This is a genomic window from Pedobacter nyackensis, assembly GCF_900176505.1.
Taxonomy (GTDB): domain Bacteria; phylum Bacteroidota; class Bacteroidia; order Sphingobacteriales; family Sphingobacteriaceae; genus Pedobacter; species Pedobacter nyackensis.
On record NZ_FWYB01000016.1, the window covers coordinates 122,278 to 134,919 of the forward strand.

The window sequence follows — 12,642 nt, forward strand, 5'->3', positions numbered from 1 at the left end:
AAATGATACTACCAACCTGGATTCTGAACCAGGTTCTTATTGATTTGCATTTCGTTAACACTGATAGGATTTAAATAATCACGCGCAGTAAACCGCTGGTTATAGAGCAATACTTCCCGATAAAACGACACTGCATCAGATTGAGAAATGTCCCAGCCTTTAATTGGCTTGTTCAACTCTATATGGGCTGTTTTCCACCTTCTCAGATCCCAATACCTATGACCTTCAAATGCCAGTTCCAGCGTACGTTCGCGCTGAATAATTTCTCTTAAACCAGCTTTCGTTTTATATTTATCAGGATTAGAAGAGTGATTGGTCCAGGCTACTTCAACTGTAGCTAAACCTGCTCTGGCTCTTACCTTATTTATCCATTCAGTAATTAAAGGATTATATCCGCTCCCCTGTTCATTCAATGCCTCAGAATACAAAAGATATAAATCTGCCATTCTAAATTCAGGCCATGGATATTGCTCTTGATTACTACCTGTTACATTACCATCCGCATCCGCAACCGTTTCGATATTCACTAGCTTTTTAATGGTATAGCTTGTAATAGAATAATTGGTAATCCCTTGTCTGGCCGCCATTTCCCCTTTTCTGGTTTTAACGGCAAATAAATTGGAGATATCATAATTATTGACCCAATTTCCAAACCAGATTCCCCTGTCAAACCCCAGATAAGCGTAAAAACGTTCTTCTCTGCCAAAATGCATTTTAACAGTACTCTCCCCTTTTAAAACATGGTACTTGTCGGCTTCTTCTGAAGTTTGCAAACTATATCTTTGCGCATAAGGGTAATCTTTGTCTTCCTCAATGGGTACCCCATTTGCAGAGTAAAACATTTCAACAAATTTTATTGTCGGAGCTAAACATCCCTTTGGTCCACTTCCACTAACTCCAGAGGTGATAAGAGGCATAGACCAACGTTGCATATCAGTTGCCCGGCTCTGCGTATTCACCCATATATTTTCGATATTATTAACTTTATCGGTAAGAGCCGTCCTTAGGTCCAGCTGGGTTAATATGGAATCATTTTCACCTATCTTATATCCGCTATTTCCAGCAAAATGTTGTAGCCCATATCCTATGCGCTCACAAAGTTCCACTGCATTTTTACAGGCAACAACTGCGCTATCCCACTTTACCGGATTGTAAACGCTACTAATTAATTGCCTCCCTTTCTTATCTTTAAAAGATGCATAATCGGTGTTGCCGTTAAATAAAGGGCTAGCCGCTGTAACAAGCACCTTGGCTTTAAGTGCCAAAACCATTGCTCTGGTAACGCGGCCCAGTTCTGAAGATTCAGTTCCCTGAAGCCTATCTGGTAAATCCGTTATAGCAGCAGATTCGTTTAATAGTTCCACAATATATTTCACCACCTCATCAACAGGTTCTCTGTACACATGAACCTCATCTGTACTGCTACCTAACGGAATATTTTCACGGCCAATCGGAATGGGACCATAACTTCTTAATAAGACAAAATGATAATAGGCTTTTAAAAATTTCACTTCAGCAATCCACCTTTGTCGCTCATACTGTTCCAAATCAGATACTTTATGAATATTGTCCAGGAAAATATTGCAATCCCTGATCCCCTGAAAAAGTGGACGTCCCTGCCTTGTTCCTTCCCAGTAATTAGCTAAAGGATCAGACACGTTCTGGAGGCCCCGGGCTATATTTACTATATCTCCGTTAACATCGGCCAAAGGAACAGGTTGCCACACTTCATCCGCCGCATTAAATGCTGCGTTGGTATTAAAATGCCCATTTCTTGGCATATAGGAATAGCATGTGGCTAAAAATCTTTGGGCAGAAGACCGCAAAGTAAATGCGTAATCAATGGTTGGTACATTGTCCGGAACTACATCCAGGTATTTCTGGCACGAAGTTGAAATGCTTAGAAACCCAATAATTATTAATAATCTATAATTTTTCATTTTTTAAATCCCCATGTTAATACCAAAATTTATTACTCGTTGTACCGGATATCCCAGGCCTTTGCCGCCCATTTCTATATCCCATAGGTCAAAACCCGTTAAAGTATATAGATTGGTCGCCGTAGCATAGAATCGAAGATTATTGATTTTTACTCTTTTCGTTAGCGTTTGTGGTAGTTTATAACCAATTTCTACTTGTTTTAACCTAAGAAATGCACCATTACGCATAAACCAGGTACTAGCCTGACTATTGTTGTTATTTGCATACGCCGTTAAACGCGGCCACAATGCATATAAGTCTCTATTTTCCTCCGACCAATGATCTTTTGCATAAGCATCAATCAGCTGGGTATTATTTACAAAAGGCGAGGTTTGGTCCACATCAATCCAGAAAGACGACTTCGCTGAGCCCTGAAGAAAAGCAGAAAAATCAAAATTCTTGTAACTGGCAGAAAAGCCAGCACCATAAATAATTTCAGGATTTGTAGGAAAGCCTATTGGCACCTGGTCTTTTACAGTAATCTGCCCATCACCATCTACATCACGATATTTAATATCTCCACCCCTGGTAATAAAGCCACCAAAATTCTGTGTTGGAGAACTCCTCACTTCTTCATCATCAATAAATAAGCGTTCAGCAATGTATCCAAAACGCTGTGAAGTAGATTGCCCGGCTTTATATTGCCAGTAGTTATCATAAATAGGCTCTTCATACTCAGTATACATATTTTTCGCATACGTCATGTTACCTCTGATTGATAGCGACCAGTTTCTTCCCAGATGTTCGTCATAGTTTAGGGATAAATCAACCGCCCTGCTTTTTGCACCGCCCACATTTGCTTTTGGCGTTGCCCCCTGAAGTCCCATAGTTTTAGGGATAGAGGCTCTTGGCATTAATATATTATAGCGTTTTTCTATAAAATATTCCGCAATTAGCTCAAGTTTGTTCTTGATTCCTATTTCGAGACCAAAAGTGGAATTTGCCGCTGTTTCCCAGGTAATTTCTGTATTCTCATACCTATTTAAAGATATTCCGTTTATGCTTGAGCCGGTGGTTCCAAAATTCGCGCCGAATGCAGAATTATTCATATTCACCTCCGACAGGTAAAAAAACCTTTCCTCGCTACTTCCAATGGCATCATTTCCCACTAATCCATAATTCCCACGTACTCTTAATTTTGTAATAAATGAGCTTAGCGGTTTAAAGAACTTCTCATTAGAAATTGCCCAGGCCATGCCTACTGAAGGAAAGAAACCGAAACGTTTGCTCGAATGAAAGCGCTCTGAACCATTATACCCGAAATTAAATTCAGTAAAATATCTGCTGTCATAGCTATAGGTGGCTCTACCAGATACGCCAAGATTCCTTGCGGCCAAAGATTCCTGCAAACTATTTGCATTACCTGCTAATCTCGACTGCATGGTAAAGACCGCCATACCGGAAAAAAGGTGCTTTTGTGCAAAAGTCCGGCTATAATTAGCTGCGGTTTGCATATAAAACTCTGATGAAACGGTTTCCTCCCCGGGACTGAAACTTAGAAAATCTGTTCCACTATCAGGATTGATTGCAGCAAGCTCATAAGTATTGTTGATTTTATCGTAAGTACTTACCTTATACATAAAGGGGTTGTAAGCACGGGTTACATCAAAATATGCCCTTCTATTCGTGTTAAACATTCCGTTTACAGCAAGACCAGGCGTGATGAAAGAAAGATCTTGCTTTAATTCTAATTGCGCGAGCATCAGAGAGCGTGAGTACTCTTTATAACCCTTAACCATATCAGCATAAGGATTAAGAAAACCGCCCTGATCAGAATTTCCAAAAAGAATGTGGTTTGCCGAGCTGAATTTATTTGTAGGCTCGTAATAGGGTAAGAACATGGTCTGTGGCGCATGCATCACTTTATTATAAATACCCGATCCCCCATCAATAGGTCCATTATAATCGTCAAACAATCCATTCAACCGAACACCAAGCGTAGTTCCTTTAGCCACGTTTATGGAAACATTTGAACGTAAACTAAAGGTTTTAAGATCGATATTACTATTGAAATTATTTCGCTGATCAACTTTAAGAATTCCGTTATCCTGTGCAAATGTTCCGGAAACGTAATAGGTAGCAACCTGGCCACCTCCACTGAGGCTCATATTTGCCCTTTGATTGACGGTTTGCTTTTTAAATAATTCCTCTTGCCAGTTTACAACAGGAAACGCAACAGGATTCACGCCAGATTCAGTATTGTCAATTTTACTTTGTGAATAAAGGATCCCCTGCCCGGAAGGATCCCTTGTTAAAACGGCCTGGGTATGCATTTTCATGTAGGAGACCGGATCAGCAAGTTCCAAATCTCTTGTCGCAGCAGAAATAGAGTTCTCCACACGTACACTAATTTTAGGTTTTCCTTCCTTACCCTGTTTAGTGGTAACTAAAATAACACCATTCGCACCTCTTGCACCATATAGGGCATTGGCCGTAGCGTCTTTCATAATCGAAAAACTCTCAATATCATCTGGAGTTAACCTGGCAAGCTCTGTTGTGGTGTACTCCATGTTATCAATAAGGATAAGCGGCTCCTTCTTATAGCCAAAAGTGGTTGCCCCACGAATAAAAAATTCAGCATTGTCCTGGCCAGGCTCCCCACTTCTCTGAAACGCGATAACTCCCGCAACACGGCCAGCCAATGCGGTTGTGAGGTTACTGGAAGGAACTTTAAGTTCGCTTGGTTTAATGGTAGTAATTGATCCTACTACAGATTCCTTCTTTTGTGTTCCAAAAGCAACAATAACGGTTTCGTCAAGCTGATTATCAGAGGGCTTAAGTGTCACATTGATTACGGACTTTCCTCTTACAGAAATTTCCTGACTAACATAGCCAACCATACTAAAAACAACCACGGCACTTTCATCAGCTACATCCAGAATATATTTACCGTTCAAATCGGTTGTTGTCCCAATTTGTGTCTTTCCCTTAACTGCAATTGAAACACCTGGCAAAGGCCCGACCGTATCTCTAACCGCCCCTCTGATTTCTTTCACAATTCGATTAACCGGAGCTTTCAAACCGGGTGGACTTGAGCTCCCTACGGGACTGACCTTCTCTTTTCTTATAATCAGTGTTTTATCTTCAATCGTCCATTTAATGGCTTTTTTGGAGAAAACCTGATCAAACACTTCTTGCAATGAAGCATTTATAAACTTAACATCAGCTGCAGCTGCGGAATTAATTAAATCTCCATCGCAAACGATCTGGTAGCCGGTTTGCTTCGTAATTTCTTTAAAAATAGTTTTAACGGACACCCCCTTTTGCGAAAAAGTAATCTTCTGGGCAAGACCAGAGGCACTGACTTCCATTAATAAAGCAACCATAATAAGGATGATCAACTTCATAATACGTAATATTTGATTAGGTCTACGCATAACGCGTTCAGACCTAAATAGATCGTAAAAATTCATACATTTGGTAATTGGGTTTATATTGGTTGATTCTAAGAACATCTATTCAAGTCATAAACCTGAACTTCGCCGTGGCTTCGAGGGCAAATCGAAGTCACGGTAATTTTGCAAATTCAGGTAAAATTATTTTTGCACAATGATCCTCCTTCCCTCTACTTTAAAGTGAATTTCTCCTGTTAACTCTAATATGGATAGCACTTTTGAAACATTCGAATAACGATTAACAGATCCCCAGACAGTTTTATCTGATACATCAGCCTTATAAACTATCTCCACATCGTACCACCTGGATATTTCCTTCATGATACTTTCAATAGGCTCATTTTCAAAAAAGAACTGTCCGTTTTTCCAGGCGATTTCAGTTAATGGATCAATCTCAATAACATCAATACGACTGGAATGTCTGGAAATTTTAGCTTGCTGACCAGGCTTTAAAATGGTTTGATCTGTTGCAGATCCATTTAAAGGAAGAACCTTAACCGCTCCTTCAAGCAGTGTAGTTTTTGTTTCCTGATCATCAGCATAGGAGTTTACGTTGAAATGCGTTCCTAATACCTCAATCATCTGCCTTTCACACTTCACCAAAAAAGGCATTCTTGTCCGCTTATCCCTCATTACTTTAGCCACTTCGAAGTAGGCTTCGCCCCTTAACTCCACCTTTCGTTCTTCCAGGCCCGCAAAACTTAAAGGAAACTTAAGTACAGATTCGGCATTAAGCCAAACCTTGGTACCATCAGGCAAATTTACCTGATATTGCCCCCCACGTGGAGTTGAAATGGTATTGGTTAATCCCTTTATTTTGGCTTTTTCTCCTTGTTGGTCCTGCCCCTCGCCTACTGTATAAATCAATTTTCCATCTTCAGTTTTTGTAACGCTGACACCGGCCTGGTTGGACAAATTTCCCTTGGCAGCCTCATTTAATATAATCTTTGATCCATCTGCAAGTGTCAGTATCGCTTTCGGTCCTCCAGGGCCTATCTGAGCCCCAGAATAGCTTTCATTTTCATGGCTTGCCTGCCAATCAGTATAAAAGAGGACTGCCAATCCTGCACATAATAAAAATACAGCTGCTACAGCAAACCTGAACCATAAGCGTGCAGGAAGTGAAGGACCTTTATATTTAGCCTCATTCACCTGCAAAATGATATTTTTCCTGGCCTGAATTAATGCCGCTTTAACCTCAGGTAACTCATTGAATTTTCCCTGAACCTGTTCTTCAAGTTCAGCATCTATCAGTTCTTTAAAAAAAGATTCGTATTCCGCAGCATGCAACAACTCAAAAATCGCATACGTCTCTTCTTCTGTACATTGATTTGCAATATACTTTTTAAACAATACCGTTATTTCCTGTGGAGTCTTCAAAATATGCTCTTTATAGGTAATACGGTTAACTCGGGCAAAGTCCCTGCTCTAAATCATTTTTTTTTTAAAGAAGTGCTTTCAAGAATGATAAACTGATAAAAACAGGAGATAACAAATTAGAAAGCAACATTTGTGCTTTGATGAATTTGCTGGATTTCAAAAGATGATCGCTAACCGTTGAAGTGGAGATATGAAGCAAATCACTCACCTCATTATAGCTTTTCCCTTCAATTTTACATAGAGTAAAAACCTGTTTTCGTTGCGGAGAGAGTTGTGCTACTGCGTTTAAGAAAATCTGGTTACTTTCTTTATAAATCAGTTCCTCTTCAATATGACTGTATGTACTGGTATTTATTTCTGTAAAATGCGTTTCCAACTTTTTGGCAACAGCCAGCTTCCTGAAATGATCATAAATCATATTTCTTGCAATCTGGTGCAAAAATGAATTAAACGCTTTATCAGGATCTATCCTACTCCGCTTTTCCCAGAGTTTAACAAAAACTTCCTGAAGGATTTCCTGTGCAAGGTCTGCATCCTTAACCATCCTTAAAATATTCCCGTAAATTTGCACACTGAACCGATCATAAAGTTCATGAAAAGAACTATGATCATGATTGATTAATCTAATCAACAGCGCTTTTACAGATAAAGTATCGTTGCTTTTCTCTATCATATTAACCCTTCACATCTTAATATGAAAACTCTGTTTACATTTGGTTTGTCAATCCAAAGTACAAATACAGATAAAAAAATAACTCAGCCGTTTAGGCCTAGTATTCAAGAATCTTAGCATTTTCATGAACCAAAAAAAACAGAGATAATATGATAATGGAGAAGGAAAGGCAATAAAAAAGGGATTCGTTAGAATCCCTCAAATTTTTCCCAAAAGCCGTCAACCGGCAATTTTGCAAAGATATTTACCGGTTCTTTTTTAACCGGATGTATAAACTGAAGTCGACGTGCATGTAAGCAGATACTGCCTTTGCGACTACCCCTCGGATAACCATATTTATTATCACCTACAATCGGGCAGCCCATAGTAGACAGTTGTACCCGGATCTGGTGTGATCTACCAGTTAGGGGATCTACCTCAATTAAATAATAACCATTTAATTCGCCAATAAGTCGATAGCTTAGTTCTGAGCGCTGACTACCCGGAACTTCCGTATTATACGGAGTAACCACATTCTTTTGTGGATTTTTAATTAACCAATGCACAAGCGTACCTGATGCATTTGCAGGTTTATTACGAACCACTGCCCAGTAAGTTTTTTTTACCTCTCTGTTTTTAAACAAGGCGTTTACCCTTTCCAGGGCCTTACTTGTCTTGGCAAAAAGGATCACCCCACTTACCGGTCTGTCCAGACGATGGACTACCCCTAAAAAGGCACTGTTAGGCTTATTATATTTTTCCGCCAGGTACTTTTTCACCTGCTCGTCTAATGGCTCATCCCCTGTCTCATCAACCTGCACAATATCCCCAGCACGTTTCATTACGGCAATTAGGTGATTGTCTTCGTAAAGAATATCTCTATCAGTAACCGGCATTAATATTGTTCTTTTTCGTTTGGAAAATCATTCCCTTTAACATCTCTGATATAGGACTGTGCAGCTTCCTTGATGCCTTCATACAAATTCAGATACTGACGAAGGAAACGCGGTTTAAAACCTTTAGTTAAGCCAATCATGTCGTTCACTACCAACACCTGTCCATCGCAGTCAGGACCAGCGCCAATACCGATAGTTGGAATATGTAAGCTTTCGGAAACCTCCTTACCCAATTTCGCAGGGATTTTTTCCAATACCACAGCAAAACAACCGGCTTCCTGCAAAGCAAGCGCATCAGTTTTCAATTTATCAGCTTCAGCTTCATCTTTTGCCCTTACCGTATAAGTACCAAATTTATATATGGATTGTGGTGTTAAACCTAAATGCCCCATCACCGGAATACCTGCAGTGATGATGCGTAGTATAGAGTCTACTATTTCAGTACCTCCTTCAAGTTTTACACCATGCGCACCGGATTCTTTCATGATACGGATGGCAGAATTTAAAGCTTCTTTCGAATTACCCTGGTAAGAACCAAATGGCAAATCAACCACTACAAAGGAGCGTGATGCGCCTCTAACAACCGACTGCGCATGATAGATCATCTGATCTAATGTAATTGGAAGCGTCGTTTCATGGCCAGCCATAACATTAGAAGCTGAATCACCAACTAATAATACATCAAGACCAGCATCATCAAGGATGGTAGCCATTGAGTAATCGTATGCAGTTAACATGGAGATCTTCTCCCCCTGTTGTTTCATTTCCTGTAATATATGAGTAGTTATTCGCTTTACTTCTTTATTTACCGACATGCTTTTATAGTTTTATTGAAGCAAAATTAGTTTTTACAATTGAAATAAAGACTGTTTTCTTCTTTTTGTGACATTCCTTACCCTGAATTCAATTTGCCTTACAACTTCTTTGAGGTCAGTATCCCGCCACGACCTGCATTTAAATAGCAATGTCAAATCCGCAATAAATTAAGGATGAGGGTGCCTAAAAATGCTTTTGCGATTTAACTTTTCAATATTATCAAAAAAAATCTTGAATAAAACACTGCAAAATCCTATCTTTGTACCCTGAAATGAAGGGGTTAATTAACAGCACATTTGTTAAAAACATAATCGGTATCAAAACCGCATCCAAATCCCCGTTTTCTTCATTTTTTACACCAATAATTTCTCATTATAACTACAATGACTAACTACACCAAGTTACCAGCTATCTTGTTACTTGCCGATGGCACCGTATATTATGGTAAAGCTGCCGGAAAAATAGGTACAACCACAGGCGAGATCTGTTTCAATACAGGAATGACAGGATATCAGGAAATTTTCACTGATCCTTCTTATTTTGGTCAAATCATGGTAACCACTAATGCACACATAGGGAATTATGGTATACATAAGGAAGAGATCGAGTCAGAAAGTATTAAAATCGCTGGATTAGTTTGTAAAAACTACAACATCGGCTTTAGCCGTAAAGAAGCTTCTGAATCTATTCAGGATTACTTCCAAAACGAGAACATTGTAGGGATTTCAGATATTGATACTCGTGCCCTGGTACGTCACATCAGAAATAAAGGCGCAATGAATGCCATCATTTCTTCTGAGATCACTGACCTTGAAGAACTGAAACAAAAATTGGCTGAAGTACCTTCTATGGACGGATTAGAGTTGTCATCACAGGTTTCAACAAAAACTCCTTACTTCTACGGTAATCCTGATGCTACTTATAAAATTGCAGCTTTAGACTTAGGTATCAAAAAGAACATCCTTCGTAATTTTGAAGGCAGAGATGCTTATGTTCAGGTATTCCCTGCAAAAACAAGCTTCGAAGAAATGGAGAAATGGGGTGCAGATGGTTATTTCATCTCTAACGGTCCCGGCGATCCTTCGGCAATGCCTTATGCCATTGAAACAGTAAAGAAAGTTTTAGCAGCAGAAAGACCAATGTTCGGTATTTGCTTAGGTCACCAATTGTTGGCTGAAGCCAATGGTATCGGAACTATGAAAATGTTTAATGGACACAGAGGTTTAAATCACCCGGTTAAAAACATCATTAAAAACCACTGCGAAGTAACTTCTCAGAACCATGGTTTTGGTGTAGTTCCTGATGAAGTAAGAAACTCTGATAAAGTTGAAATTACCCACATTAACCTGAACGACCAGTCGATCGAAGGAATCCGCGTAAAAGGTAAGAAAGCATTCTCGGTACAATATCACCCGGAATCTTCTCCAGGTCCTCACGATTCACGTTACTTGTTTGATGATTTCATCAACATGATTAAAGGTGAACTAACCTGGTAATAATCAATTACCATCCCGGGCTTGTCGAAAGACAATAGCTCAAAATATCATATTAGCGAAATTTTTAGGAGGTTTAGCAGAATAGCATTTTCTATTTGGCTGAACCTTCTTACATTTATAACATGGACAACAAAAATGCCATTATCAGTGTAAAAAACCTGGTAAAAAAATATGACGATTTCACAGCAGTTCAAGGCATTAGCTTTGATGTTTATGAAAACGAAATCTTCGGTCTCCTGGGCCCCAACGGAGCAGGAAAAACCACCACCTTAGAAATCATTGAAACCCTTCGGGAGAAAACCTCAGGAGAAATTCTGGTAAATGGTTACGCTGTTGAAAAGGACGCCGCCAAGATCAAAAGAATCATCGGCGTACAACTACAGGCGGCAGGCTATTACCCGAACCTAAACCTTGTTGAACTGATGGAACTATTTTCAGGCTTGTACGGTGTAGACATCAAACCGATGGAAATGCTGGAAAAAGTAAACCTTCAGGATAAAGCAAAAGCAAAATACAAAGCCCTTTCAGGTGGACAAAAACAACGTTTTTCTATCGCCACTACCCTGATCAATTCGCCAAAAATCATTTTTCTCGACGAACCAACTACCGGATTAGACCCTCAGGCCCGCCGTAATTTATGGGACCTCATCATCGACATCAGGAACAATGGTACTACAGTAGTGATTACTACACATTACATGGACGAAGCAGAGCAATTGTGTGACCGCGTGGCCTTTGTAGAGCGTGGAGAGATCATAGCACTGGATACACCAGATAACTTAATAGACAAACTGGTGAGCACTGGTTTCGAAAGAAAGAAAGAAGTTAAAAAAGCCAACCTGGAAGATGTTTTCATCAACCTGACGGGCAAAGAATGGCGGGAGGATAATTAAATCAATATGAGCAAACCTTACAACAATACAAAAGCTACATTGGCACTTGCCAAAGCAAGTTTCCGTTCCATCATGCGAAGCCCATCGGCGGTTATTTTCACACTCGCCTTTCCTTTAATATTCATCCTCGTTTTTGGTTTTCTTGGTAACGGCGGAATAAAGGTTAAACTTGCTATAGCCCCAGGTTCGGATGTTCAAAATCCGATCATCAAAGCGCTGGAACAAAACACGGTGGTAAAGCTGATTACTGATAAAGAACCTGCTGAAATAAAAGCAGAACTTGAAAAAGGCCATATAGATGCACTAATCGAGGTAAAAAAGAATGAAGGAGGTCAGCCCGCTTATCTTGCCAACGTACAATACACTTCGGCCTCAATCGATAAAGGAAGTATCCTTAAATCTGTTTTAAACAATTTACTGTATAACCTAAATTCAAAAGACATAAAACCCAGTATTGCCGAACTTCATGAAAGTACCGTACAAGGCAGGGTGTACCGTACAATAGATTTTATTCTACCCGGTCAGCTGGGCTTCTCCCTACTTAGTACCGGCGTATTTGGTACGGCATTCGTATTTTTCGGACTGCGTCAAAACCTGGTGATCAAACGCTTCTTTGCTACACCGGTTAAAAGATCAAGCATCGTTTTTGGCGAGTGTCTGGCTAGAATAGGCTTTGCCTTACTGGGTGCGATTTTTATTATTCTTATCGGCCATTTTTTCTTTAAGTTTACCCTGATAAATGGCGCAGCTACCTTTTTAAACATGCTGCTGCTTTCAGTTATAGGCTTAATTGTGTTTATGGGATTTGGATTTGTGGTATCAGGTATCGCCAAAAGCGAAAGTACCATCCCTCCTATTTCCAACATCATCACCTTACCTCAATTCTTATTATCGGGTACATTCTTTTCTATCGATGCTTTTCCGGGATGGTTACAACCGATCAGCCGCGCCTTGCCCCTAACCTACCTAAACGACGCGATGAGAAGCGTAGCTTTTGAAGGTGCCGGACTTTGGGATGTAAAGCATCAGATTTTGATTTTAATCATCTGGGGAATAGGTATCTATGCCGTTGCAGTTAAGGTGTTTAAGTGGGAATAATATATTTCTACTGCACTAAATATCCTTATTAGGAAT

At 39.7% G+C, this 12,642-nt stretch carries 9 protein-coding genes; 3 read left to right on the top strand and 6 right to left on the bottom strand.

The genetic code is table 11. The annotated features are described in order from the left end of the window. Positions 1-8: 8 nt before the first annotated feature. From B9A18_RS21400 to panB, 6 genes are all read right to left on the bottom strand, one after another. A complete protein-coding gene (locus B9A18_RS21400) occupies positions 9-1,940 on the bottom strand; it encodes a RagB/SusD family nutrient uptake outer membrane protein (RefSeq protein WP_084291591.1) in 1,932 nt (643 codons plus the stop codon). 3 nt (positions 1,941-1,943) lie between these two features. Then, entirely contained in the window at positions 1,944-5,327 is a 3,384-nt protein-coding gene (locus tag B9A18_RS21405; RefSeq protein ID WP_235005402.1) for a SusC/RagA family TonB-linked outer membrane protein, read from the bottom strand. Between the two features lie 189 nt (positions 5,328-5,516). Next, the gene (locus B9A18_RS21410) at positions 5,517-6,755 is read right to left on the bottom strand and encodes a FecR family protein (protein ID WP_084291592.1); all 1,239 of its coding nucleotides are present in this window, start codon (positions 6,753-6,755) and stop codon (positions 5,517-5,519) included. Positions 6,756-6,819: 64 nt separating this feature from the next. Further along, positions 6,820-7,428, bottom strand: a complete 609-nt coding sequence (locus tag B9A18_RS21415) for an RNA polymerase sigma factor (RefSeq protein ID WP_084291593.1) — start codon at positions 7,426-7,428, stop codon at positions 6,820-6,822. Positions 7,429-7,616: 188 nt separating this feature from the next. After that, positions 7,617-8,303 carry an RluA family pseudouridine synthase gene (locus tag B9A18_RS21420; RefSeq protein WP_084291594.1) on the bottom strand — a complete coding sequence of 229 codons (687 nt, stop codon included), beginning with the start codon at positions 8,301-8,303 and terminating at the stop codon, positions 7,617-7,619. Further along, on the bottom strand, positions 8,303-9,118 hold the full coding sequence (panB, locus tag B9A18_RS21425) for a 3-methyl-2-oxobutanoate hydroxymethyltransferase (RefSeq protein ID WP_084291595.1): 816 nt from the start codon (positions 9,116-9,118) through the stop codon (positions 8,303-8,305). The genes B9A18_RS21420 and panB overlap by 1 nt, the downstream gene beginning before the upstream one ends. A gap of 384 nt (positions 9,119-9,502) precedes the next feature. Between panB and carA the strand changes: the two genes are divergently transcribed. From carA to B9A18_RS21440, 3 genes are all read left to right on the top strand, one after another. Then, positions 9,503-10,615, top strand: coding sequence for a glutamine-hydrolyzing carbamoyl-phosphate synthase small subunit (gene carA / locus B9A18_RS21430; RefSeq protein WP_084291596.1), 1,113 nt, complete (start codon positions 9,503-9,505; stop codon positions 10,613-10,615). 122 nt (positions 10,616-10,737) lie between these two features. Next, entirely contained in the window at positions 10,738-11,508 is a 771-nt protein-coding gene (locus B9A18_RS21435; protein ID WP_084291597.1) for an ABC transporter ATP-binding protein, read from the top strand. 6 nt (positions 11,509-11,514) lie between these two features. Continuing rightward, entirely contained in the window at positions 11,515-12,606 is a 1,092-nt protein-coding gene (locus B9A18_RS21440) for an ABC transporter permease (RefSeq protein WP_084291598.1), read from the top strand. The last annotated feature ends 36 nt before the right edge of the window (positions 12,607-12,642 follow it).